Source organism: Marinobacter psychrophilus (assembly GCF_001043175.1).
Classification (GTDB): Bacteria; Pseudomonadota; Gammaproteobacteria; order Pseudomonadales; family Oleiphilaceae; genus Marinobacter; species Marinobacter psychrophilus.
Map to the genome: position 1 here is coordinate 2,053,783 of NZ_CP011494.1, position 24,657 is coordinate 2,078,439.

General features: G+C 53.1%; 25 protein-coding genes and 2 pseudogenes. 9 read left to right on the plus strand and 18 right to left on the minus strand.

The window, feature by feature from the left end; genetic code table 11:
* Positions 1-25: 25 nt before the first annotated feature.
* On the plus strand, positions 26-1,048 hold the full coding sequence (locus tag ABA45_RS09190; RefSeq protein ID WP_048385536.1) for a Fe(3+) ABC transporter substrate-binding protein: 1,023 nt from the start codon (positions 26-28) through the stop codon (positions 1,046-1,048).
* Between the two features lie 92 nt (positions 1,049-1,140).
* On the opposite strand, the gene ABA45_RS09195 is transcribed toward ABA45_RS09190, so the two are convergent.
* The gene (locus ABA45_RS09195; RefSeq protein WP_227505989.1) at positions 1,141-1,980 is read right to left on the minus strand and encodes a hypothetical protein; all 840 of its coding nucleotides are present in this window, start codon (positions 1,978-1,980) and stop codon (positions 1,141-1,143) included.
* A gap of 292 nt (positions 1,981-2,272) precedes the next feature.
* On the opposite strand from ABA45_RS09195, the gene ABA45_RS09200 reads away from it, so the two are divergent.
* A complete protein-coding gene (locus ABA45_RS09200) occupies positions 2,273-3,580 on the plus strand; it encodes a carboxylate--amine ligase (protein ID WP_048385538.1) in 1,308 nt (435 codons plus the stop codon).
* A 46-nt stretch (positions 3,581-3,626) separates the two neighbouring features.
* On the opposite strand, the gene ABA45_RS09205 is transcribed toward ABA45_RS09200, so the two are convergent.
* The 6 genes and pseudogenes from ABA45_RS09205 to ABA45_RS19595 form a co-directional block, all read right to left on the minus strand.
* Positions 3,627-4,916, minus strand: a complete 1,290-nt coding sequence (locus ABA45_RS09205; protein WP_048385540.1) for a sensor histidine kinase — start codon at positions 4,914-4,916, stop codon at positions 3,627-3,629.
* Positions 4,913-5,692, minus strand: a complete 780-nt coding sequence (locus tag ABA45_RS09210) for a response regulator transcription factor (RefSeq protein WP_084708313.1) — start codon at positions 5,690-5,692, stop codon at positions 4,913-4,915. Before ABA45_RS09210 ends, ABA45_RS09205 begins: the two co-directional genes overlap by 4 nt.
* Positions 5,682-7,181, minus strand: a complete 1,500-nt coding sequence (locus ABA45_RS09215; RefSeq protein ID WP_048385542.1) for an ArnT family glycosyltransferase — start codon at positions 7,179-7,181, stop codon at positions 5,682-5,684. The genes ABA45_RS09210 and ABA45_RS09215 overlap by 11 nt, the downstream gene beginning before the upstream one ends.
* Positions 7,165-8,193, minus strand: coding sequence for a glycosyltransferase family 2 protein (locus ABA45_RS09220; RefSeq protein WP_048385543.1), 1,029 nt, complete (start codon positions 8,191-8,193; stop codon positions 7,165-7,167). The genes ABA45_RS09215 and ABA45_RS09220 overlap by 17 nt, the downstream gene beginning before the upstream one ends.
* Entirely contained in the window at positions 8,177-8,566 is a 390-nt protein-coding gene (locus tag ABA45_RS09225; RefSeq protein ID WP_048385544.1) for a GtrA family protein, read from the minus strand. The genes ABA45_RS09220 and ABA45_RS09225 overlap by 17 nt, the downstream gene beginning before the upstream one ends.
* Positions 8,567-8,672: 106 nt before the next feature.
* A pseudogene (locus ABA45_RS19595) lies at positions 8,673-9,221 on the minus strand (VIT1/CCC1 transporter family protein).
* 305 nt (positions 9,222-9,526) lie between these two features.
* Between ABA45_RS19595 and ABA45_RS09235 the strand changes: the two are divergent.
* The 4 genes from ABA45_RS09235 to ABA45_RS09250 are packed head-to-tail and all read left to right on the plus strand — an operon-like array spanning position 9,527 to position 11,905.
* Positions 9,527-10,294, plus strand: a complete 768-nt coding sequence (locus ABA45_RS09235) for a MotA/TolQ/ExbB proton channel family protein (RefSeq protein ID WP_048385546.1) — start codon at positions 9,527-9,529, stop codon at positions 10,292-10,294.
* On the plus strand, positions 10,281-10,688 hold the full coding sequence (locus ABA45_RS09240; RefSeq protein ID WP_048385549.1) for an ExbD/TolR family protein: 408 nt from the start codon (positions 10,281-10,283) through the stop codon (positions 10,686-10,688). The genes ABA45_RS09235 and ABA45_RS09240 overlap by 14 nt, the downstream gene beginning before the upstream one ends.
* A 9-nt stretch (positions 10,689-10,697) precedes the next feature.
* The gene (locus tag ABA45_RS09245) at positions 10,698-11,126 is read left to right on the plus strand and encodes an ExbD/TolR family protein (RefSeq protein WP_227505992.1); all 429 of its coding nucleotides are present in this window, start codon (positions 10,698-10,700) and stop codon (positions 11,124-11,126) included.
* Complete coding sequence (locus tag ABA45_RS09250) at positions 11,123-11,905, plus strand: energy transducer TonB (RefSeq protein WP_048385553.1); 783 nt, start codon at positions 11,123-11,125, stop codon at positions 11,903-11,905. The genes ABA45_RS09245 and ABA45_RS09250 overlap by 4 nt, the downstream gene beginning before the upstream one ends.
* 197 nt (positions 11,906-12,102) lie before the next feature.
* Here ABA45_RS09250 and ABA45_RS09255 read toward each other — a convergent pair whose 3' ends face one another.
* The gene (locus ABA45_RS09255; RefSeq protein WP_048385555.1) at positions 12,103-13,431 is read right to left on the minus strand and encodes an ATP-binding protein; all 1,329 of its coding nucleotides are present in this window, start codon (positions 13,429-13,431) and stop codon (positions 12,103-12,105) included.
* A complete protein-coding gene (locus ABA45_RS09260; protein WP_048385557.1) occupies positions 13,421-14,086 on the minus strand; it encodes a response regulator transcription factor in 666 nt (221 codons plus the stop codon). The genes ABA45_RS09255 and ABA45_RS09260 overlap by 11 nt, the downstream gene beginning before the upstream one ends.
* 210 nt (positions 14,087-14,296) lie before the next feature.
* On the opposite strand from ABA45_RS09260, the gene ABA45_RS09265 reads away from it, so the two are divergent.
* A complete protein-coding gene (locus tag ABA45_RS09265; protein ID WP_048385559.1) occupies positions 14,297-14,692 on the plus strand; it encodes a PepSY domain-containing protein in 396 nt (131 codons plus the stop codon).
* A 187-nt stretch (positions 14,693-14,879) separates the two neighbouring features.
* Here the strand turns inward: ABA45_RS09265 and arsB are convergent, their stop codons facing one another.
* The 4 genes from arsB to ABA45_RS18550 are packed head-to-tail and all read right to left on the minus strand — an operon-like array spanning position 14,880 to position 17,509.
* Positions 14,880-15,965, minus strand: coding sequence for an ACR3 family arsenite efflux transporter (gene arsB, locus ABA45_RS09270; protein ID WP_048385561.1), 1,086 nt, complete (start codon positions 15,963-15,965; stop codon positions 14,880-14,882).
* Between the two features lie 57 nt (positions 15,966-16,022).
* Positions 16,023-16,742 (minus strand): arsenical resistance protein ArsH, encoded by a 720-nt coding sequence (gene arsH, locus ABA45_RS09275; protein ID WP_048385563.1) that lies wholly within the window; start codon positions 16,740-16,742, stop codon positions 16,023-16,025.
* Complete coding sequence (gene arsC, locus ABA45_RS09280; protein ID WP_048385565.1) at positions 16,739-17,152, minus strand: arsenate reductase (glutaredoxin); 414 nt, start codon at positions 17,150-17,152, stop codon at positions 16,739-16,741. The genes arsH and arsC overlap by 4 nt, the downstream gene beginning before the upstream one ends.
* A 6-nt stretch (positions 17,153-17,158) precedes the next feature.
* Positions 17,159-17,509: an ArsR/SmtB family transcription factor gene (locus tag ABA45_RS18550; RefSeq protein WP_084708314.1), complete on the minus strand. Its 351-nt coding sequence runs from the start codon at positions 17,507-17,509 to the stop codon at positions 17,159-17,161.
* 387 nt (positions 17,510-17,896) lie between these two features.
* Between ABA45_RS18550 and ABA45_RS09285 the strand changes: the two genes are divergently transcribed.
* Positions 17,897-18,307, plus strand: a complete 411-nt coding sequence (locus ABA45_RS09285) for a DUF2141 domain-containing protein (protein WP_227505993.1) — start codon at positions 17,897-17,899, stop codon at positions 18,305-18,307.
* Between the two features lie 69 nt (positions 18,308-18,376).
* On the opposite strand, the gene ABA45_RS09290 is transcribed toward ABA45_RS09285, so the two are convergent.
* Positions 18,377-19,405 (minus strand): fatty acid desaturase, encoded by a 1,029-nt coding sequence (locus tag ABA45_RS09290; RefSeq protein ID WP_048385567.1) that lies wholly within the window; start codon positions 19,403-19,405, stop codon positions 18,377-18,379.
* 176 nt (positions 19,406-19,581) lie between these two features.
* Here ABA45_RS09290 and ABA45_RS09295 point away from each other — a divergent pair, with 176 nt between their 5' ends.
* Entirely contained in the window at positions 19,582-19,917 is a 336-nt protein-coding gene (locus ABA45_RS09295; RefSeq protein ID WP_048385569.1) for a TraR/DksA family transcriptional regulator, read from the plus strand.
* Between the two features lie 153 nt (positions 19,918-20,070).
* Here ABA45_RS09295 and ABA45_RS19600 read toward each other — a convergent pair.
* The 4 genes and pseudogenes from ABA45_RS19600 to ABA45_RS19360 all read right to left on the minus strand — a co-directional run.
* Positions 20,071-20,304, minus strand: a pseudogene (locus tag ABA45_RS19600) (haloacid dehalogenase); the annotation flags it as partial.
* Between the two features lie 204 nt (positions 20,305-20,508).
* Positions 20,509-22,245: an isocitrate/isopropylmalate family dehydrogenase gene (locus ABA45_RS09305; RefSeq protein ID WP_048385574.1), complete on the minus strand. Its 1,737-nt coding sequence runs from the start codon at positions 22,243-22,245 to the stop codon at positions 20,509-20,511.
* Positions 22,246-22,282: 37 nt separating this feature from the next.
* A complete protein-coding gene (locus tag ABA45_RS09310; protein WP_048385576.1) occupies positions 22,283-23,746 on the minus strand; it encodes a malate:quinone oxidoreductase in 1,464 nt (487 codons plus the stop codon).
* A gap of 280 nt (positions 23,747-24,026) precedes the next feature.
* Positions 24,027-24,314 carry a hypothetical protein gene (locus ABA45_RS19360; RefSeq protein ID WP_227505994.1) on the minus strand — a complete coding sequence of 96 codons (288 nt, stop codon included), beginning with the start codon at positions 24,312-24,314 and terminating at the stop codon, positions 24,027-24,029.
* Positions 24,315-24,657 lie beyond the last annotated feature (343 nt).

The following is a 24,657-nucleotide window of genomic DNA, read 5'->3' on the forward strand; positions in this document are numbered from 1 at the left end:
ATCAAAACAGAAGGAAATTAGCACAGTGATCAATTTCAAAATCAAACTAATGACTATTGCTTTGGCTGCCACCATGACGGCAGGCGGTGTATCCGCAAATGAAGTTAACTTGTATTCGGCCCGACACTACGATTCTGACCAAGCTATTTACGAGGCTTTCACAGACCAAACCGGCATCGAGGTAAACCTCATTGAGGGTGACTCAGACGCATTGATTCAACGAATCAAGCGTGAAGGCGTGGCTAGTCCGGCCGACGTTCTAATAACGGTGGACGCAGGTAACTTGTGGCGAGCGGATCAAGAGGGTGTTTTTCAGCCAGTGAGTTCAGACATACTCAATAGCCGCCTGCCAGAATCTATGCGTCATCCGGAAGGCCATTGGTTTGGTTTTAGCCAACGTTTGCGAGCAATTTACTACAACCGGTCGACATTCGATCCTGCCCGGATCAGTAACCTTGAAGATCTGACAAAAGCTGAATTTAAGGGCGAGGTGTGCATCCGCTCCTCTAGCAACATCTACAACCAATCGTTAGTGGCAAGCCTGATAGACCATCTTGGAAAAGAAGGCGCTGAGCGATGGGCGCAAGGCGTTGTCGACAACATGGCACGGGCTCCACAAGGTGGCGATACTGACCAGATTCGCGCCGTCGCTGCGGGTGAATGTGATCTGGCGGTTGGTAACCATTATTATTATGCCCGTTTGCTCAATTCTGCTGATGAGGCCGACCGGGAAGTAGCCCGCAGTGTTGGCATCATTTTTCCAAACCAGTCCGGGCGCGGCGTCCACGCGAATATTGGTGGCGCTGGCGTTGTCGCCACAGCACCCAATCGTGAAAATGCTGTCCGTTTCCTCGAGTTTTTAGCGTCTGATACAGCGCAGGAAATCTTTGCTGGAAGCAACCATGAGTACCCTGCAGTTAAGGGCGTGCTTAAGAACCCGGTTCTAGATTCATGGGGTGATTTGAACATCGATGACATCAACGTCAATGTGTTAGGTGAGAACAATCCAGAAGCAGTGCGTATTTTTGACCGGGTCGGATGGCGTTAATTTTAACGTCGTTGCATTGATTTGATGACCCCCAATCAGGGCAAATCTCTTCAAGCGGGTGCGACCGGTGTCGCGCCCGCTTTTCTATAACGCTACTCTGGCTTATTCTCATAGCTCGCAGCCCAGCTGGTTCGGCCAAGCTCTGGCGCGCGTGTAACGTCTCTTTCCGGGACCACTAGAATGTCGAACAACTCCCTCGAATCGTAATGAATTACGCACAAACGAGACGCAAATTCGGCGAATGACAGCGATGCTTCACCCTGTCGCTCCCCATTGCCTTGAGTCGAGCAATTAATCCCTTGCCCCCAACCCTGGCCGCTGTCGTTATTGGGATTATAAAAGTTGAGCCGCATCTTGCCATAGCGATCAAGACTGACGCGGATAATGGTGATGGCGTGGCGCCCTACAAGGCGCCCACCACTGTCGGTGACTGCAATACCGGCCGGTTGCGGATGTATAACGGGTATGCTGCCGTTGTAATAAGGATGACAACAGGCGTAGAAATGGCGTATAAAATATTGATAATCATGAATTTTTCCTGTCTCGCGGCTAATAACGCCTAGAAAATCCTGCCCTACCCACCAACCGTACATTTCCGGGTTAATCCAGCGATGCAAATCATCGTCGCGCTCACCGCACAAGCGCCCCATCTCCGCATAAATGCGATCAAGATGGGGCACCAAAATCAGTGACACCGGATCCACATCGGTGGGCAATTCTTTGGCGAGACCTGGATCGAGGTGCTGTGAGGTAATCCGCTGACCTTCGAAGCGCATGATGACATCGTCATCGCGGGCCGCCCAGGCGACCAGCTGCAATAGAAAATCGGCGTCGTTGAAAGCCCACATGGAAAGACCAATGACCAACTGACTTGCAATCTGGCCGACCATCTGCCCGATGCCGCTGGTCTGTATGGAACGCTGGGCTAGCAATCAACGCACTTCGTCCACCAAACTGTCGAAGATGCTTTTGTGGCGCTAAGGAAGCTATTGATTCAGGCGCTCTCGTTTCAATTTGTGACCAAATCGTCTATATTATGGTAGGGGTTTGAAATAAATAACCTTTTAAAACCGCGCAATGAGAACGTCTTCAATCTAAGTGTCTCGCCTAATTTCGGGTTACTCAAACGCCTCCCTAAACGAAATTATTTACCGGCTCGGTTTCCATTTTGCGCTCCAAATCCAGCGCAGCTTTTTTTAGACACGCCTTTAAGGAGCACGTCGAATGTCAATAACATCTGAGAAAGAGCTACCCCAATCGGTAACAGCCTGGCTTGACCCGGAAATGGACTCGGTTAAAGGGACCGAAACTCCCAAAGATCCGAGCAAGGGCTACATCGCACTGCTTGGCTGGAGTGTTAATGCAATCAAGGCCGCGCAAAAGTTCGACCGCCGCTACATCGTAATTGCACCAGATTGGGCTGCTGATTTTTGTACGGCAAACAATATTCCTTTCATTGCATGGGATTTTCTCCGCTTGAATGATCGGTCTCTGGAGATCGCAAAAAGGCTTCAGGCAGAAGGTGTCGATGTGGCAATACCGCTGTTCGAAGAAACCGTCGAATGGTCTGGCGCCATCAACTCTGTCTTGCTGAACAGCCCACGCATGTTCGGACAGTCCATCTTGTTCCGCGACAAATCACTGATGAAACGCCGCGCTCAACTGGGCGGCATTCGTGTCGGGATCTTTGAGGAAGCGCACGATAAAGAAGACATCGTTCGCTTTATGAAGCGTGTTAACCAGACTTTGCTGAAGCTTGACGGTGACCCGGACGACCCGATCCACGTCAAAGCGTTCGACAAAGCAGGTTGTCTGGGTCACAGGATGATCCGCAAGGTTGAAGAAATCGACTACATACCAGCCGAAGACTACCCCCTGCTAATGGAAAGTCACCTGGATGGTTGGGAATTTGCCGTTGAAGCCTGGATTCACGATGGAAAAATCAAATTTCTGAATATTTCCGAATATGTCACCTTAGGTTATTCGGTGTTTGTTCCTGCTACCGATCAACTCGAAAGCTGGCGCAACGCGATCACCAAGCAGATCGAGTTGCTGGTTAAAACCTTTGACATCCAGTTCGGTTTGATTCATCCCGAGTACTTCGTAACGGCTGACGGCGAAATGTACTTTGGCGAGGTTGCTTACCGCCCACCCGGATTCAAAGCGTTCGAATTGATTGAGAAAGCTTATGGGTTTAGCGCTTATCAAGCGTCAATGCTGGTTTTTGACCCCAAAAGCACGGAAGAAGAAGTGGACGCCTTTTTCCCGCGGGAAGTGGTTGATGCAAAATGCTACGCAGGTTGCTTCGGTGTCTACCCAAGGCGTCGTGTGGTCAGCAAACTCGAAATGCCCAGTGCAACAGTTGATCATCCTTACTTCGAGTCTCACGAATTGGTCGCACCGACGGAAGAAACCGTTCCTGATCGGTCAGCTTTTGGAACGCATTGGGGCCTGATATTCTTCACAGGTGACGATCCCATCAAAATGCGAGACCTGCTGAAAGCCCAGGAAGATCTGGACTTCTACGTTTAAGGGTTTGGCTTACCCCATTCGGAGTCTACGCAGCGAGCCGTGCCTGTCAGGCGCGGCTGTGAACGTGTATCAAAAACTCCGTTCCCTTGTTGTCTGACTGTGCGATCTCCAGATCCCAGCCCAGTCGTTCGCAAACCAACCGCACGATCAGCAGTCCAAACGTGGTGTTACTAAACTCTCCGGCCGATGAAGTAATGGCACTGGGCGCTCCGATCGTGCTCAAGTGCTCCGTTATTTTACTAGGGAGCCCGAGGCCGAAGTCTCGCACCGAGATTCTGTTTTCGATCAGACGAACCTCCACCCCGGCATGAGTGTGCCTTAGCGCATTTTGCAGCAGGTTGCGAAACAACATTCGCACCAGAGCGGGATGGGTTTTGACTCTCAGTTCAAGGTTGTTATTGCAGACAGAGATTCGTCCGGCGTGGGTCGGATTTCCATGCTCTAAGTCATCAATGGTGTTTTGAACGATGTCTTGCAGCACAAGGGTTTTGGCGTCACCTTCGGGCGCCTCACTGCGGGCGAGTTCAAGCAGTACGTCGGTATCGTCGCGCATGGTTTGCATGGCTCGACGAATACGGGACAGGGTTTTCTGATCGGGCGCCGATAAGCTTTGGCGTTGTTCCAATACATTCAAGGCGCCGCTCATCACGGCCAGAGGCGTACGTAGCTCATGGCTGGCCAGCTTAACAAACGATTTTTCTCGCTCGATATGATGTTCAAGAGCAGACAAAAAACGGTTAAACGCCTCGGCAATATCACAAAACTCTTGGTCACGGTAATCCGTGGCGATGTGCTCCATTGAAGACCCAGGCACCGTGTTCAGTACTTCGTGGGTTAACTTTTTAAAAGGACGTATCAAGTACTGCGCGCCTGTCCGGGCAACAAAAAAGCCAATAAGGACCATTAAACCCGCCACGCCCACCAGGACGAGCAAAACCAAGCTCTCACGATTCTCCATGATGGTGATATCTTTGGCTAGAAAGAGCTTGCCAGCAGGCTCTTCGAGCTGCCGGCCGTAAATCAGCAGCGTTGTCTGCCCTACTTCAATTTCCTGGGAAAACGGCAAAGAGAGGTTTTGGAAATACGCTGGCATCACTGCGTCTGCCTGGCCTTCTGGTAGAAAAACGGCCACAAGCTGCGCCGTTTTAATAGTTTGAAAATGCCCTTGCTGAAGTTGTTTGGTGAAATGCTCGGCTTCAGCTTTGAGCTCCAAACCCAGAATGGTGTCCTCAACGTCATTAACAAACAATTCGACAATAAACATCGACGTCGCTGTGGTGGCAGCAATCAGAAAAAACAGCGTTCGCGCCAGGTGAGCGGTTAAAGAAGACTTCATGGCGCCTCAAGATTCCCTGTTGCTGGTACTTCCAGGCTGTACCCTCGCCCATGAATTGTTTTTACCAGTCCGTTACCCAAGCCTGCCAGCAAGGATTTCCGAAGCGTATAAACATGAGTGCGAAGGCTGTGGCCTTCGTTTTCTCCATGGCGAGCGCCCCATACAGCATCCGTTAACACCTCATGGCTGAGAAAGCTCGGATACGCCCGCACCAACAATTCAAACAGACGGGCTGGCGTGCCAGACAAAGTCATTTTCGATCCGCGCAGCTCTACTTTTAATGTACCCGGATCAAACCTAATATCACCGGCCGTCAGAACCGGTCTCTGGGGCGAATGGCGCCGATGCAACGCTTCAATTCTTAGCTGTAGCTCGCGCAGCTCAAACGGCTTCACCAGATAATCATCCGCACCGCAATCAAACCCCTTTTCCTTGTCGGTAAGGGTGCTGAGTGCCGTCATTAGAATGACTGGGGTCTGGTACTGCAGATCTTGACGGATACGCCGACAAATATCATAACCATTGACGCCAGGTAACATCAGATCCAGCACAATCACGTCATAGCTTTGTGTCGCCAGAAGATGCAAAGCCGTTAAACCATCCGAAGCAAAGTCGAGGCTGTAGCGGTCTTCACCCAAAAACTCGAACAGGTTTTCCGCTAAATCGACCTGGTCTTCAATAATCAACAGTCTAAGAGGAGACTGAACAGGCGCTTTCCGAGAAACGTGGCTAGAACTTTGGCCGGAATCTTGAAGAGAAGCTTGATTAGATGTCATTCGAGCGAACTCCCTTGGTCTCAGACACCGATTGCTGATCGCGGCGAAATCCATCAATGACCAGCAATTGATAGCGCTTATTTTCCATAACTTTCCGAGCGGACGGCAATAAATCGGCGACTTTTTCGCCCGACCATTTTTTGGGTACCGCCACATACAGGTGTTCAAATGCGCCAACGTGGGGGAAATTGTCTAAACCGTTCCTGGTGACTTCCAACGCCGTTCCACCTGAGTAAAATCTGGCTGAAAATGGCAGATCGTCCAGATAGATCAACGGGCTGTCATCAGCTTCCCTGATCTGTTGATAATAGGTTACCAGTTCCTTCTCTGTTTTGAGCGGCGTCCAGCCCAAGACGGCGACACACACAAATCCGGTCAGTAAGACAGGCACAAACGCAACCAAGCCACCACGCAAAGAAGACAACCAGAAAGGCTTACATTCTGACACCCAGCGGCCGATCAAAATGGCGGTAAACGGCAGTGAAGGCAATATATAAGTCCAGAGTGTATTACCTGCAAGCGTGAAAAACAGCATCGGTGCCAGTGCGCTTACCAGCAAAAAGCTAACGCCCGGGCTCAATAGTGTGCTGCTTACGATGCCGTGTCTTTTGCCCCTGAACCACGCCAGTGCCAGACTCAACAATGCGACTATGCCCCAGGGGAATGAGGCCCACAACCAGAACATCCAGATCATGCCTTTTGGTTGGTCGTGTGCGCTGCCGTAAAGGTCACCTGCCCACCCCGGATCCAGAAACCGCCGAATATGCTCCCCAATAATAAAGTAGTCCAGAAAGCCGGGGGTCTTTAATTCTGCCAGTATATACCACGGGCAGACCAGCACGGCTGTCATCAGTGTTCCTCGCAACCAGGGCAGTCGCCTCAGATTGTTGACGGCTTCCCGCCATGAGAGCAATAACCACAGCACGATGGGAATTCCAACCAGCACCAAGGCCAAAGGCCCCTTGGACAGCAGCCCAATCACCAAGCCAATAAAGAAAAGCCAGCGCCACCGACCGCCTTCCCCCATCATCACCAAACAGAAACTGGCTAAAGTGAGGGTTGTGCCCAAGGCCAGAAAGGCATCTGTCATCACCGCGCCGGCGCTGATATACGTCAGGGCCATGGTGGCGAAGACCAGGCTGCTCCATTGAGCCACCTGAACACTCCAAAGTTGCCGCGCCAATCGCCAAACCAACCAGACCATGGCAAGCGTAGCCAGCCAAGAGGGAAAACGCAGCGAAAACTCCGACACACCAAACACTTTGATAGCCGCCGCTTGGGCCCAAAATGACAAAGGCGGCTTACCCCAAAAAGGAACACCGGGCTCAAACCAGGGTGTAATCCAGTCTCCGGTTTCGGCCATCAGGCGGGCAATCTCCGCGTAGCGGGGTTCGGTGGTGTCGGCAAAGGGAAACAGCGCCATGCCGATGAAGCGACTGGCCATTATTGCTGCCAGTATCAGCAACCAAACGTTAAACCGCTTTGACATGACGCGTCTCCGTCATTTCTTGACTGGCCTGTTGGCGAAGACCCTCTCGACTTTCGAAGACTTCCTCTGTTAGGTAGACCGGTCGCTGCTTCGATTCTATGTAGGTCTTGCCAACGTATTCACCCACGATGCCTACGCTCATCAGTTGAATGCCCCCTAAAAAGCTGATGATGGCCACAAGCGAGGGATAACCGCTGGTCGCATCACCCAGCATGATGGCCTTTACCACAATCCACAGTCCGAAGACCGCGCCCATAGTGGCGGCCATGAGCCCGATCACGGTCGCCCAGCGTAAGGGTGAAATAGAAAACGAGGTCAACCCTTCAAGAGCCAAGCCTACCAACCCGGGGTAATCCCATTTCGTTTCCCCGGCCACTCGCGGTTCACGGTCGTACTGAATAACCTGAGTGGGCATGCCAATCCAGGCAAACAAGCCTTTCATATACCGATTGCGCTCCTTCAGCCCCAATAGAGCATTAACCGCTTTGCGGCTCATCAGCCGAAAATCGCCGGTATCCACCGGAATATTCGTCCGACTGGTTCGGTTCAACAGACGGTAAAACAGATGTGCACTCCAGCGTTTAAACGCAGTTTCACCCGCCCGGGAACGACGCTGCATAAGAACAACGTCCACACCAGATTGCCAGCATTCGACCATAGCCGGAATCTGTTCGGGTGGATCTTGCAGATCCGCGTCCAGAACGATTACCGCATCGCCCCTGGCGTGTTCCAGTCCCGCCGTCATTGCAGCTTCTTTGCCAAAATTACGGCTTAGTTTGACCAAACGGACGCCCGGCGTTCGGTCAATAACATTGCGAATGTACTGGGCACTTCTATCGTCACTGCCATCATCAACCAGCACGACCTCCCAGCGCAGATTCAGTGTGGCAAGCACGGGTAAAACCCGGTCGAAAAATAGTGGCAGCATCGGGCGCTCGTTGAAGAGCGGCACCACCAGAGATAGCAGCTGCTTATCAAACGGCAAAACAGGGAATTCAACGCGTTTGTTCATGGAAAACCAGCCTTTGGTAAACGATGTAATTCAGTGCAGCAACAAGAGCTGTCGTCACGACTTGTGACAGCGGTACAGAAAGTGCCAGAACGTTATTGAGCAGGAAGAAAAAGACGAGATTGCACAGCCAGGCAACAAAGCATGAGCCGATATAGCGCCAGAGCGTGACCCTGTGGGGCCCGGCATTGCGGAATGCCAGGCGCCGCTGGAGGCCATAGTTGAGTGCAGCGCCAGACACGCTTCCGCTTGCGGTTGCCAGTGTTGGCTCAAGGCCTGCGGCGATCAGCGCTGCCATGACAAACCAGTGAAACAGAGTGGCAAGGCCACCAGCAGCCATGAACCCTTGCAATTGACGCGGTAAGAATTGCTTCATTATGAAATGACCACCACATTGACGACTGATAAAGTCGGCCTGACATTGAAAGGCTACGATAGCCCACCCCATGTCATGGCTTTGTGGAGGTTTCGTCAAAAAAATGTCAAAGTGCCACTGCACCAAATAATCGACCAAAGCCAGCCGCGAGTGACATTGCCAGAGCGCCCCAAAAGGTCACCCTGATTTCACCAAACACTATTGGGGCACAGCCTGCTTCTGCGGCAACCGCGCCTAGAAAAGCGAGAAAAACCAGTGAAGACACGGCAACAACAGAAATAGGTTGGCTACCGGGGACAACCCACGCTGCTGCTAACGGAAGTGTGGCGCCCACGGTAAAAGTTCCTGCCGAAGAGAACGCTGCCTGAACAGGCTGGGCGCGGGCACTTTCCGAGATACCGATCTTATCCTTGGCATGTGCGCCTTGTGCATCTGGGCCATTAGCTGTTCAGCAAATGGCTTCGCCAAAGCCGACTCAAGCCCTTTGTGTTGGTAGATCAGAGCGAGTTCTTCTGTTTCACATTCAAAGTCTTCTGCTTACGTTTTTTTCAATCGCCAGATCGGCTTTTTCAGTATCAGACTGAGAGCTGACGGACACGTACTCGCCCGCAGCCATAGTCATAGCACCTGCAACCAAACCAGCAAGTTCTATCAAAGCCGTTTATTGCAATATCACTATCGAGCGCCAACTTGACATTTTTCGTCACGTCGCCATCCACTACGTTGACGGCATTCGAGATATTCCGCTGTATACCTTCGAAATTTCCGGGGGGCTTATTGCAAGGCGTCAATAGTAAAAGGCGGCACAAGGTGATGCTAAAAAACTGTGTTCCACGATATTGACTCATCTTAGTTTACTCATTGCTGGCAGGGTTTCCGGGTTCTAAATTTTCACAACTAGACTAATGTAATATCAATCGTTATCATTCGCACTCCTATATTTTGCGGAGCCAAATCATCATGAACCCCCTCACTACGGACCTCAGCGGAGCGGCCATAAATCCCCTTCAGCAACTGACCGAGATGGGCGGCCAAGTCATGTGGGTGCTGCTGGGACTGGCGGTTCTTGGCCTGGTGGCGTTCTTCTATCTGGTCATCACCGGTGCGCTCTTCGCACCTCGCCTGACTTCGCGCTTGCGAAAGACCCTCAACCAGTGGCAACAGCAACCGTCACAGTACTGTGTTGAATCATTGGACGACGTCTCGGGTTGGCTTGCCCGATGCAACCCGTTGCCACAGATAATTCGCGTGGCGATGACCACCATGCTTGAGTGCCGCGATGGAACAAACGTGCGTGAAGAATTGGCACGCCAATCCCAGCAGGCGCTGAAGCCATTCGAGGCACCCTTGAAGGTCATCGAAGTGATTGCCGCACTGGCGCCGCTGTTAGGCCTGCTGGGCACGGTAATGGGAATGATGTCTGCTTTTAGCGCCATGTCGGTGGCCGAAGGTCAGGCCAATGCTTCGCAACTCAGCGGCGGTATCTACGAAGCACTGACCACCACCGCGGCGGGGCTGGTTGTAGCAATTCCGTTTGCGGCTATTGCCGCCTGGGCGGAATTCCGCCTGCGCCTGCTGAACCTGATGATCAATGACACCCTGGTGCGGGTGATTACCACGCCCATTGGGGTTCGCGAAACCCGGGTTCGATCAACAGAAAAACCAGCGCCCGCGGTAACTGAAGAGCCCCGGGCGGCTCAACGTGATGCCACCTATGCAACTGGTTGAACCCCGCCCGGCCCGGCCGCTACCGATTCGCTTGACGCCGCTGATTGATGTGGTGTTTATCCTTTTGGTGTTCTTCATGCTGACCACCCGGCTGCTGCCCGTGGAGCATCTGTTGCTGGACAACGCCACCACGCCGACGGGGTCAGCCACCAGCGCGTCAATCTCGGAAATAACACTCTACGGTGATGGCACCCTGGGCTGGCGCGGGCAACATCTATCAATCCCCGCAATGGTCAGGAAATTTACTGAGAACGGGACTGGGGAAGTGAACTTAAAAGCAACTGGGGAGGCTTCGCTGGCGAATTTCACAACCACCCTGAGCGCCCTGAAAAGCGCCGGTATCGACGTTCACTGGATGCGCGCAAACGCGTCATCGAATCGTGAGGGTCAGTGAGTCGTGAGATTGTTAAGCAATACACAGCCGACGACGTTGTCCGATCCGATTGCCGGTAGCGAAAAAACACTGCTGTCCCGAGTGGAAGACAACCTGTTGCCGCTGATCAATCTGGTTTTCCTGTTGCTGATGTTTTTTATCGCGGTAGGTCAATTGAGCTCCACATCCCTGCCCGAACTTCCGGACTCCCAGTCTCAACAAACGCCCGAACAACCCCAGGCGGATCTGGTCGTCAAAAGTTCCGGTGACTGGTTTGTTGATGGCCAGTCAATCGACGAAGCCCAATTACTGGATTTTCTGCCCGTACCCAATGACAAAACGCCTTTGCGTATTGGGGCCAACCGCTCCATGACGATGGCCGCTATGGAAAAACTGTTTCAGCGATTGGAAAGCGGTGGCTACAAGGACATTGTCTTACTGGTCCAGCCCGGATCATGAGCAGACGGGCGCACGTACTAATTCTACTGATAGCAATCGGCCTGACGGGAACGATACTGCTTATCGCACTATCCACGGCGCAGCCGCTGATTATACTCCCCGAGGGCAATGATCCGGTAAACCGGACTGGATCTATTCACATTATATTGGCTGACCAGACACCTGAACCGGAATCGGACACGCCTGTACAACCAGCAGACGAACCGAAACAACAGCCCGAACCTTCACCCAAAAAACCAGCGCCTACACCAAACGCCAAACCTGACCCAATGCCAGAGCCAGAGCCAGAGCCAGAGCCAGAGCCAGAGCCAGAGCCAGAGCCAGAGCCAGAGCCAGAGCCCGAAAGCGTGGCAACTGCGGTGAATAATGCCAGTAAGCCGATTGCAGAAACCAGCGCCAGAGCAGATGAAGAAGCGGTTACTTCCCAACCTGAAAAAGCGGCAACGTCAGCCAAGTCCACAAAAAAACAGCTACGCGCGGGGGCCTCGCAGAAGACAGACGACTACCTATCAAAACTGGTGCGCCACTTGAGCGCCCACCGGGACTATCCGCGTCGTGCCCGGCGACTGGGCATGCAGGGAACGCCCGTGGTGATGTTCGAGTTTGATCGAGCAGGTCGACTCCTGAGCTATCGCCTGTTAAGAGGCTCATCCCACCGCATACTGGATGACGCTGCGCTCAATATGCTGAAAGAAGCGTCGCCGTTTCCGCCAGTACCGGATGACATGGCCAGCGAGACGTTCCGCTTCCAGTTGCCGGTCGCGTTCCAGCTCCGTTAAACACATCCTAAATGAATTGCATTTCCGCAAAAACAGAACCACCAAAAGCTTTGCAGCGAAATCGATTCCCTTAAGTTAGCGATTCACTCACAGGCCACTGGTGCGCAGGTTGGGCACAAACAAACTCCGTTTGGGTTTGTTTGGGTTTGTTTGAATTATGCAGAGTTAACCTGACACCAGCCCTAAACGTCCGGTTTTCATTCGACCACAACAATATTGAGTTCGGCTTCAAAACCGTCGCTTTGGCCCGCGGCAGGTGATCGCAGGTTCAGGGTTATACCGGCGCCGTTGGTAATGGCTTCAACAATCGCAAGCCCAATACCGGAGCCTTGTGTTTTTGTGTTGGAGCGGACAAAGCGATTACGAAATAAGGCGAGCTTCTCCGGCAATACAACCTCACCGCGATTGACCACTCGCAGGATACCGTCATCTGTCAGGCTGATATTCACAGGTTGATCGTCCGTGCCATGCCTGAGGGCATTCTCGATCAGATTCCGAACCAGAATGGCGAAGGCATCCCGGTCCAGTAATGACCTAACCGCATCATCAGGCACGTTGAGTAGGAGTCGGCCGGGCGCCTGATGATCATAATCGCTGGCGACCATCCGCAGTATGGGCACCAGGTTGTCAACCTGCTCCGATAAAGCACTTCCACCCTCCGCTTTCGCCAGTTCCAGTAACTTCTCTGACAGTCTTGCAAGGGTGCGAAGCGACTCTTCAATCTCGCTGGCTTGTGCTTTAACTCCTGCATCCTGCGTTTCCGTCTTTAACCGCTGTAGCTTGGCCAGTGACGTTGCCAGTGGGGTTCGCAATTCATGGGCGCTGTTGGCGGTAAAACTTCGCTCTGCTTCAATAGCGCGCCGCAGACGTTCCAGCAACCGATTTACCGAGATCATGATGGGTTCAAACTCTTCTGGCAAACGCTCGACTGCGACGGGCGAAAGGTCGCCACCACCGCGGACTTCTATAGACTGCTGCAATCGAACCACTCGGCGAAGTGAACGTTTTATCACCCACCACACCCCAACCAGGCTGATGGGAATCAGAAATATAAGCGGCAACAGTAATGCAAGGCTCGTGTCCAGAACGGCTTCGCGCCTGTGGTCCAAAGGTTCGGCAACCTCGATATAGAGGGTTTCGCTGATGGCTGATTCCCCGTAGATCCGATGAGTTAGCGTGTCAGAGAAGCCTTCTCGCGGAAAGGCGCCGAAAATCTGGGGGTCCGCATCGTGAGATTGCAGCAGCAACTTGCCTGACTTGTTACGAACCAGATAGGTGAGATACTCGTTGTGTTCTTTAAGGGCCAATACCCGCTCCAGACCTGGGTCCCCTTCCCGGTTCAGTATGTCGGTCACCGCCAATGGCAGGATACGCTGCGCTGTTTCCTCCAATGCACTGTCGAACACCTCGTTCATTTCGTGCCGGGCCACCACGCCTGATGCGATAACACCCAACAGCCAGAGCAAGGTCACGCCAAGGGTAAGCCAGGTGCCGAGGGTTTTATGTAAGCTGGTTTTAGTGCTCATTGGGTTCCAGCCTGTAACCCATACCTCTAACGGTCACGATGGCATCGTGCTCCAGTTTTTTGCGCATACGGCTGATGTAAACCTCTATAGTGTTGCTCTCAATTTCGGCCCCGAACTCGTACAACCGGTCTTCAAGCTGAGCCCGCGATAGCAGTATTCCAGGGCGTTGGAGAAATCCCTCAAACAGCGCCCATTCGCGGGCAGTAAGCTCCACCGGCTGGCCGTTACGGCTGATGCGGTGGTCACATAGATCCACTTCAAAGTCCCCGACGCGTACCAACGGATTTGGATTGCCGCGATAACGGCGTGCCACGGCGGCCACCCGGGCAGACAACTCTGATAAGTCAAAGGGTTTCACCAGGTAATCGTCGGCACCGGCGTTCAGCCCCGCGATGCGGTCTGATACTTGGTCCCTAGCGGTCAGAATAATCACCGGGGTTGTGTCACCGGCTGCCCTCAGTTTTTTCAAAAATTCAAAACCGTGACCGTCTGGCAGCATTAGGTCGAGCAAAATCAGGTTATAAGGCGTGGTTTTTACGCTCGTATCAGCGAAAGCGAGGCTCTGCACCCAATCTACGGCATGGCCATCTTCGCTGATTTGATCCCGCACGGCTTCACCCAACCCGACTGTATCCTCAACCAACAGTACCCGCATATCTCACCCTTCGCGTGATCACCAACAACTCATGATACCGCCATTACCTGACAGCAGCCTGAAACCACGTTATTACGGCTCCGTTCCTCCTTGAGCTCTTCGTTAGCTATTCGATGTTTACTGGATCAGGCGCTGGCCTGCCTGCCCATTCAGGCCAGTGTCAGATAGCAACCTTAAGATGGCCTCAACGGATTCAACGGAAGACATGTGATGAATATAAATCCCATTGTTATCACCTTTTCGTTGCTGCTAATGAGCTTCAGCGCCTTGGCCGACGATGATTGCGATGACCCGGTTGCCGGATGGCAGCCGCGGGAGAACTTGCGACAGAAACTTGAAGCGGAAGGTTGGAAGATGTTCCGCATTAAGGTGGATGACGGCTGTTACGAGGTTAAAGGAAGGGACCCAGACGGTCATCGTGTGGAGGCCGAGTACTCACCAGCGACCTTTGAGCTGAAAGAAATGGAGCGGGAGGATGACGATGGTCACGATGGCGATCGCGATGACGGCCATCGCAGCAAGTCTCAAAACGACAGTGAACCAGCGAACGAAAAACGTTCACACAAGAGCGCCATCAAAGGACGCCCCACCATCACTGTTGAGTAACTAAAGAATATTACATCATGAGGAAATTGATGGCTGTAGCTACCTCTATGCCTTGAGCGCGACGCAGGGCTCTGGATTGGTTGATCAGTCAACTGAAGAGCTGTTGCAGAAATATGTACGTTCTGCAAGCAATCAGTTCCAGTTCTGTCACGCCCTATTTTTGACGACCACATTTATGGCCAAGGGCTTAACGGGAAGCCTCCTGCGCCACCGGAAAGTGGCCGCGGGTGGCGTTGGCAAAGCGCACCAGAGCCAGCATAACGGGCACCTCCACCAGCACACCCACCACCGTTACCAGCGCCGCTCCAGACTGTAACCCAAACAGCGCAATGGCGACCGCCACGGCCAGTTCGAAGAAATTACTGGCGCCGATCATACCGGCAGGCGCCGCAACGCAATGGGGCACCTGCCAGGCCTTCGCCCAGCCGTAAGCGATAAAGAAGATCAGCACGGTCTGAAGAATCAGCGGGATCGCAATCAGCAGAATATGCAACGGATTAGCGATAATTACGTCGCCCTGAAAAGCGAACAGCAACACCAGGGTAATGATCAAGCCAATGGGTGTGATGGGTGCCAGGCGTTTCATAAAAACGTTACTGAACCAGTCTATGCCGCGCCGTTTGATAACCGCCTGACGAGTCAAATAGCCGGCGCCCAGTGGAATGACAATATACAAGATCACTGACAGAATGACCGTATCCCAGGGCACCTGAATGTTTGACACGCCCAGTAAGAAAACGACGATGGGCGCAAAGGCGAACAACATGATTAAATCATTGAGCGCCACCTGAACCAGAGTGTAGGCAGCGTCGCCCCGCGTGAGGTAGCTCCACACGAAAACCATGGCGGTACAGGGCGCAGCACCCAGCAATATAGCGCCAGCCAGGTATTCATTGGCTCGTTCGGCAGGAATTAAAGGCGCGAACACCACGGTAAAAAAGAACCAGGCAATAGCAAACATGGTGAAGGGCTTGATCAGCCAATTCACCGCCGTGGTGATAATCAGCCCCTTGGGCTGACGGCGAACGCCGAGAACCGACGTAAAGTCGACCTGCACCATCATGGGGAAAATCATCGCCCAGATCAGCACTGCGACGGGAATTGAAACCTGCGCAACCTCAAAGCGTGACAAAGTCTCGGGGTAGGCGGGAGCGAACTGCCCTATCAGCACACCTGCGGCAATAGCCAGGGCTACCCAGAGCGTAAGAAAACGTTCAAACAGCCCCATACCTTCAGACGCGCTGGGGGACTGTGAGCTTTCAGGTGTGGTCATGCCTCGTTTCCTTTGATCATTGTTAGCGTTGCGTCAGCGACTAGCGAGTTTCTGGCGTCAAATGGCACGCTGATTAACGCGATTTGACAGCGCATCGGCGCTTTCTTTGCGCTCCGAGTAACGATCGGTCAACGCAGTGTTGCGGTCGCGTACCAGCCAGGTGAACTTCACCAACTCTTCCATAACATCGACGATTCGATCGTAAAAGGGTGACGGTTTCATACGGTCGTTTTCGTCGAATTCCATGAAAGCCTTGGGCACTGACGACTGGTTTGGGATAGTCAGCATGCGCATCCATCGCCCTAACACGCGCAGTTGATTCACACTGTTGAATGACTGCGAGCCACCACAGACCTGCATCACGGCCAGAGTCTTGCCTTGGGTTGGGCGCACGGCCCCCAGCGTCAGCGGAATCCAGTCAATCTGTGCTTTCATGATACCGGTCATAGCGCCGTGGCGTTCCGGCGAACACCACACCATGCCCTCAGACCATTCGGCGAGTTCGCGTAACTCCGCAACCTTGGGATGAGACGCATCCTCGGCATCGGGGAGCGGAAGTCCGGTAGGGTCGAAGGTTCGAACTTCACAGCCGAGCCAGATCAGCAGCCGCCCCGCTTCTTCGGAAACCAGCCGAGAAAAGGACCGCTCTCGCAACGAACCATAAAGCATCAAAATGCGGGGAGCATGCCGAGAGGCGCCGGGTCCGACCAACGCCTCCATATCGATGGCGTGAAGCCTATCAGGATCGATGTTGGGCAAGTCATGTAACAGGGTCATTGTGCTTCTCCCGCATGGCGAATCACGTCTCCGTCTTCCTTGGTAAAGTGCGCAATGGGGCTTTTGAGGATATCCAGAACGCGCTCTGACGGTCGGCACAGACGGGCCCCTTTGTCAGTCACGACAATCGGCCGGTTTATCAGAATCGGAAACGCAATCATGGTGTCGATCAACTGGGCATTGTTCAACACCGGATTGTCGAGCTCTAGCTCATCAAAGGGCGTGCCTTTGCGCCGAAGAAGATCGCGGGGCGTTATCTGCATCATCGAAAGCAGTGTTACCAGTTGCTCTCGACTGGGTGGCGTTTTGAGATATTCCACGACTTCAGGCGCTTCACCCGAGGCCCTCATTATTTCCAATGTGTTACGTGAGGTTTCGCATTCAGGATTATGATAAATATACGATTTCATAATTTATTAAAGCCCGTCCGATTGGGTGGAACAGGCCATTAACGAGGATGTGAGCGGCTCACAGACCTGTGGATGGCCCGCACAGCAGTCATTAACAAGAAATTTGATCGTCTCTTGCACACAATTCAAATTTGCTCGATAAATAATGGAGCGACTCTGGCGCTGGGATAGAACAAGCTCTGCACGGGCAAGCACCGACAAATGTGCGGACATGGTGTTGTGCGGAACACCCAGCTGTTTTGCGACTTCACCAGCGGGAAGCCCTTCTGGCTCATGACGAACCAAAAGCCGAAAGGCCTCCAGTCGAGTCTCTTGGGCGAGCGCGCCAAATATTGCTGTTGCTTCTAAAGTTTCCATATGTCCAAGAATATGGACATATGGAAGTCGTGTCAAGCGACACAATACGAAGGTAGGTAATCAGGGTATGCCCAATACTGGAAGCATTTTTATAGAAGAACTACTGTCTAACGAAGAGTGATTTTCCACTACCCTGATTAATTTCTGCAACGACGTTTGCTGCGACGTGCTCTAGACGTTTCTGTGAAAGAGTTTATTTCGCGGTGAATTAACCGAACGACTTCTCATGGCAGATTTAATTAAACTATGCAGATCAAACCTATAAGGACGCTTATGAGTGAGTCAAATAATTGCAAGTCCGTGTTGGCCGCCACTGTCAGGCATCCAGTAGTGACGCCGCCCTCCCCCCTGAGGGCTCGGTTTGTAGCCTTGTTTACAGTGCTAATATTGACGAATCTTCCCGCAATTGCCTTTGCCCAATCAGCGTGCCCTGGCATTCACCTGAAGATTCTGGACATCAGAAACAGCGCTGGAGTGGTAGCGTGCGCGCTTTTCGAAACGTCAGAGGGCTTTCCTACTGAGTTCTTGCAGTCAGCGACGAATATCATAATGACAAAGGTTCAGGATACGCAGGTGCGTTGCGATTTTGTAGGCATCCCGCCGGGAACGTATTCGCTTGCCGTCATTCATGATGAAAATATGGACGGCAAGCTTGGCACCAACGGTATAGGGATCCCCACGGAAGGCTACGGTTTTTCAAACGGCGCAAGCGCCGTGATGGGTGCGCCTTCGTTCGAGGCCGCCAGATTCCCGTACGATGGGCAAAACCTGGACCTGACGATCAGCTTGGGTTACTGAGCCGTATCCACTTGTTCTGTGGGATGTGAGGTCTGACCCCATTCCCGGACCCCATTCCCGCTTGATGTCTCATCCGACGCTCGCCTCCCTGAAAGAAACCAGCCTTCGCTTGTTCTCGTCCCAGAGCGCCAGGCGCACTAACTTGATGCTTTCGCGCAACGTTACCCGGTTGTATGTTTGAAGTTCCGGGTAGTCCTTCAACACCTCGGGCAGACGGTAGCAAGGAATTCGACTCGCTAAATGATGAACATGGTGCACGCCGATGTTGGCGCTGAACCAGCGCAGAATACTCGGCAGTACATAGTAGGAGCTGCCCTGCAACGCAGAGTCATGGGCGTTCCATTGTTCATCGCGTTCCCAGTAGGTGGCCTCGAACTGATGCTGGACGTAGAACAGCCAAACGCCCATGGTGGTCGCAAGCAGCGTGATTGGAATTTGGACAAGCAGGAAGGGTCCCATCCCGACAAGCCAGATGACGCCAGTTGCCAGAACCGCAATGGCCACGTTGGTGCCCAGAGTACTTATCCAGGGCATTGCGCCCGCACGCATGAATCCGAAAGGCAGCCGGTAGTCGAGCAGGAACGTATACATCGGGCCAAAACCGAATAGCACCAAAGGATGACGGTAGAGGCGATAACGCCATTTCTGCCACCGGGGCAAAGCCTGGAACTCGCGCACCGTGAAGGTATCGAGCCCGCCAATTTGTGGCCGATCCAGATTGCCGGAACTGGCATGGTGGAGGTTGTGAGAGTGGCGCCAGAAATCGTGAGGCGTGAGGGTAAGCACCCCGATGATACGGCCGGTCCAGTCATTGCTGCGTCGCGAATTGAAAAATGACCTATGGCTGCAGTCATGCTGGATCATGAACAGGCGTACCAGGAATCCTGCCGCAGGGACGGCCAGCACCAGAGCCACCGGCCAGTATCCGGCACTGACCGCTAACCACATCAGAGCCCAGATCAGAAAAAAAGGGAGTGCGGTGATCAGGATTTCCGCAATACTGCGTGCCAGGTGTGGCTTGCAGTATGCTCTGAGTGTCTGCCTCAGAGATCTGGGAGCTGTATTAAACTCGGGGGTCGATGCTGGCGGTATGCTCATGGTGCTTTTGCCTCGAATCCGGTGTCTTAAACATCAAGCCTACACCAAGGCCAGCCGAAGTGAGTCAGGTGTTTAGCTCAATCTTAACGTGATTGTACCTAGTCGTAGATGAGTTTAGAACCGAGGCGCGCTAGCCTGCGAGCCCGCTCTTACTTACTTAATGAGGCAACCTCGATATGGCAAATGAAAACCTGGAGAAGTTCCGTAAATTGCTATTGGCACAGCGCGATGACCTGCGTTCCACCAGTGAGGTACGGGATGAATCCAGCGCTACTGTTCACCTGGACCAGCAAAGCGTCGGCCGGCTCTCACGGATGGATGCTCTGCAAAGCCAAGCACTAGCCCAAGCTGGAAAGGTGCGGGCAGATCGCCAGTTACGGCTGATTGAAGCCGCCCTCCTTCGTATTGACAACGATGAATACGGAGACTGCCGGGAATGCGGCGAGCCCATTAACCCAAAGCGCCTGGAGGTCGACCCTACAAGCCTCTACTGTATTCATTGTGCAAGGTGAAATTATTTGGAAACCTCAAACTGATGCGCCAACCGGTCGTGACATGGATAGCCACGGCCTAATGTTTGACGGGGCTGTAAGAAAACCAACGAGCCCGTAACCCGGCAAGACACAGGACAACAAAAACGCGAGCAGGTCAGGCCCCATCAACCTAGTCGTCTTGACCGGGTCCGCAATCGCCAGCAACCCACAAACGCTGCCATCCACTGCGGCAAAAATAACGGTGGCACCGTCCTTTCTAAGCTGCTGCGCCTCTTCCTCAAAGGCGGAGGTATCGACGCCTTCTAATTTCATCAGCAACCGATTGCCCAGCAGGACTTTTTTCCCGTCGACCTTGCCAGTGACACCTTTACCGTTCGGAGAGTCAAAATCCCTGGCGTCCGGCAAGCCTGTTTGGTCCGCAGGCCAATCAGCAAAAGCGATAAAATACAGGTGATTCAGTTTCGGGTGACATCCTTCCCCTGGCCTCTATCACAACACGTCAAACTGAACTGCTACTGAAAACGGGCGGTCACTGCCGTTTTTTAAATGACTATTCGATATGAGTCATAAGTTGCGTTCTTGGGTCAGGACGCATCTGTCGGCCGAACACTACTTGAGCGCGCCTTCTACAGCATCCAGAAACCCTGTCATGTCCACCACCTGCTCTGAGTCCGGGTCGACGGTCTTGCCTTTGAGATCCGCGGTGACAATACCCCTGTCGACGGTGTCGGTAAGGGCTGCTTTGAGGTTCACCGCGTACATGACCAGAGGTTCGTTGCCTTCGCGCTCGCCCAGGTTTTCCAGGGCGTTAGCGAGCGCGAAAATCAGCGCGGAGGGGTTGAAGTGGGCGTCGCGGCCGTCACTCTCTAAATATTTCAGGTAAAGATCATGAGCTGTGCCGTGGGGCGCCTCAAAAAGCATGGTGCCGGCCTTGCTCTCGATGATAGAGCTGGCAGTGGCCAGGCTGCCGCCGAGAGCGGCAGAGATGTCCGAGAAGATATCGCCGTCCAGATTCTGGGACGGATAGAGCGCATTTCTCGGGGGATCGGTGATCATTTTCTTAAGCTGACTGGAGGGCCGCATGATCATGAAGGACGGCGGCGGTGTATGCTCCCGGGCCAGTTCCCGCCGCACTTCGGTGATAACGTTGCTGAACACTTCGTCGTATTCCATATACTCGCGCTTGAGACCGAAGTAGACCTCTTTGTTCTTGCGGGAAGCGTCACGAAACACCTGCGCCACCCAGTCTTTGATGGCTTCATGGTCATTGGACATGAACAGTATTGGGTCGCCGTTACCAACGCGGCGAGCGTGCTTCTCTTCGCCGTCTACGATCACCTTGAGGATGCCATCTTCCTGCGCCGGCATATTGAAGCTGCCGTACTGATCGCCACCGCCGGCAGTCATGCGAGAAATAGACACATGGGCACTGCGGCTGGGAATACCGACCTCCCTCAGCTGATTGACCAGTTTGAGCAGCTTGCGCCCTGTCGTGTTGTCAGGCACGCCCCAGAGCGCGCGAGCTGGCGGATTAGAGACAATACGCGCGGCCTGGGCGTCGATGAGTTCGTATTGGTAGCTCAACCCCAGGTACTTGATTTTCTGGCGGTAGTCGCTTTGGTAGATGTCTTCAATCACCTCTCGCATGGCACCGTCGTAACCAGGGATAACGGTGTCTTTCAGGCCCAGATAGACATCCCGTTTTTCGTCAATGGCACGCTGAAAAAAGCGGTGAGCCCAGGCTTTGACGTCTTCGACATCGTTCGTGGCCAGCAGCCATGGGTCTCCCTTGCGAAGCTCACGGCGGTGCAGTTCCACAGGGTCGCCGCTGCTGCCGACAAACATCAGCTTGACCACGCCTGTGACCTGGGACAGCTGGTTGAAGCTGTCTTTGATGCCGCCGAACTCCATGGTGTCCACTTCGATATCGCGACCGACCCAGTCCGGACGGCTGAACTTGAGGTTGCGAAACTGGATGTCTTCGCGGGTTATATTGCCGCTGATGCCCTTGCGAATGGCGCCGTTAGGAGATTTGGTGGCCAGTGGGTGAAGATTGTCAGGGTCCACATTTGGGTGTTTGCGAAGCAATTCTTCCAGTTGCTGACGGTTAACTGTCATGCCAGCGTTTTTTACCCCCACACCATGGCGTTTGAGGGCGTCAATGGCATCAGTCACCGCTTGGCCGTTGGTCAGCAAGCGGTGTTCCGCGGACAGGTCTATTTCCTCAAGCTGGATAGTCAGGCGCGCGGTCACGAATTTCTTGAGAATGTGCTCGAAAGCAACTTGGGCCATTTCATCGCCATGAAGAATGACCAAAGTCGACGTTACATTAATCCTGCTGTCCATAGATTACTCTCCGCGATATTGGCAGTGTAGGTCGATTTTATTGCGCCTTGGGCTGAATTATTCCCAACAGTTGGTTAGCTGCATCGCGAACCTCCCGGTAACGATCAGGATGACTGATGAGTGTGTCCAGATCATCCTCGGGGAAAATTTCGCTCTTCTTTTTCCTGGCTTCCTCTTTTGCAAAGACAGACGGTATCAACTGTTCCAAACAGCGCAACATAACCTCAGGCGAAACCGACGCCCCGGGCGATGCTCCCAATAAAGTCCCGTAAGTTTTGTCTTTAGACACAAGGATTTCTGTGCCCATTTGCAGGTCGCCGTCTTTGATGATCTGCGCTCGCTGGCCAGCTTGAACCGGTTTCCAGTCAAACTTTTTACTCAAGCCCGGAGCAAAGCTGTCCAACTCCTCGAACATGGTTTTTTCGCCTTTGAAGGTCTCTGAAATCAGATATTTAACCAAGGGGAAATGCTCTAAAGCGACATTCAGCAAACCAGGGATGTCATGGGGGCGAATTGACCTGACGTAATCAACAAACCCTCGATCTCTCTCGAGGCGGGGCTTAAATGAGGCGAAAGGGCCAAACAATAAGTAATGTTTACCGTCAACTACCCGCAAATCCAGGTGCGGTACGGACATGGGAGGCGCGCCCACTTTCGCTTTGCCATAGGTTTTAGCCCGGTAATAACCGGCTTGCTCTTCACTAATCGGCGCCCGAAGAAAACGCCCGCCCACAGGGAAACCGGCAAAACGGTTTCGGAACGGCAAGTGGGTTTTTTTCAGGAGGGGAAATGCGCCCCCGCCGGCGCCTACAAAAAGCACATCGGCTTTGTGTTGAACAGGTTTTCCGTTGCATTCAGCCTTGATAACCCACCGCCCGGTTGGGCTCTTCTGCACACGCTTAACGTGGGTACCGTACTCAAACTTCACCCCCAGGTGTTGGGCTGCGTAAGCCGCCATTTGCTCCGTTAACGAACCAAAATCAACGTCTGTACCCGTCTCAATGACGGTAGCCGCCATTTTTTCATGGCGTGGGCGCTCGTCCATGGTGTAAGGAATCCAGCTCTTAATTTCATCGAAGTCCTCTGAGTAACGCATGTGCTCAAAGAAATGATGGGCCGACATTTCCTTGAACCGCAACCGCAGTTCCTCAATATCAGATTCGGAAACAATGGTGCAGTGTTTGGTTTGGTTGATAAACGTTTCCGGCTCTTTTATGGCTCCCTTTTCGACCAGATGAGCCCAGAACTGCTTCGCGACATTGAACTGGGCGTGGATCTTCAGCGCTTTTTCAACCGAAATGACCTCTTCATCGACTGGCGTGTAGTTGAGCTCGCAGTTCGCTTCATGCCCCGTGCCAGCGTTCCAGAATGGAGAGGAATTTCCCGCCCCGGCACTGTCTAGTCTCTCTAAGATGGTGATATTCAAATTCGGTGCAATCTCTTTCGCCAAGGTGGCAAAAGTGGTGCCCATAATTCCTGCGCCTATGATCACTACGTTCATAAAGGTCTACTCACCAGCGTCAAATTTCAAAAGGACTCGCTAGAGTCTTGGTTCTGTATCAGCGTTAACTCAGCTGGTTGCCAACAGAAAGGCGACGGACGCGCTTCCCGATGGCCGCATAAATGGCGTTGCACAATCCCGGCACAACCGACGGCAGGCTAGGCCCAGGCCTCGCCTTTTTTCTATCTTGCGCCCCCAGCACGCTTCTGCGGTGGCACGCTCAATCACCCGTCGCATCCGGCCGATATCGATAGGGTGCAGGTCCGGATCCTCACCGTAATTACAGCCATAACCAGCGGTCAGGTTGTGAATTTCCCAGGCCGGCCCAAGCAGGTCCAAGCAGGTCCAGAACATAATCACGATGGTCCTTGCCGGCTGCCACCGCCATTTCAGGGGCAAAGCTCTGAATTACCCAAGCATGAGGCAGATTGTACACCGATCGGAACCAGCCAATACGCACATGAGCCGTTGCATGTGGATTTTCCAGCCGAATAGCAGGAATATCGAATGGCATGGTGTTAAAACTCATGCCCAGCTCGAATTCCCCTTTGTGTTTGGGATCCGGCATGAAAAGCGACGCAATGCTGGGCAAAAAGGTCCGCTGGCGCCAGCTGGTGGCCTTGCCCTCGGCGTCTAGTCACGCTTCCAGATGATCGACGGAAACCGCATGGAAGTAAGCGTGGTGGATATCATCCTCGCGGTGCCTTCGCGGGCTGCTCTTAAATGTTGAACCGAGGCCCGGGCATTGCGACCCTCCATAACGGCCCAAGTATTGGATGCTACCACGGCAACTCCGCCCAGAGGATTAAATGCTGCGGGCGTGCGATGACCACCTCAAACCAGTCCTCTGTATAGCCACCTTTGGCGGACCCATGTGCTAAATTAAAAAAACGTTTATACTTTTCGTAAAG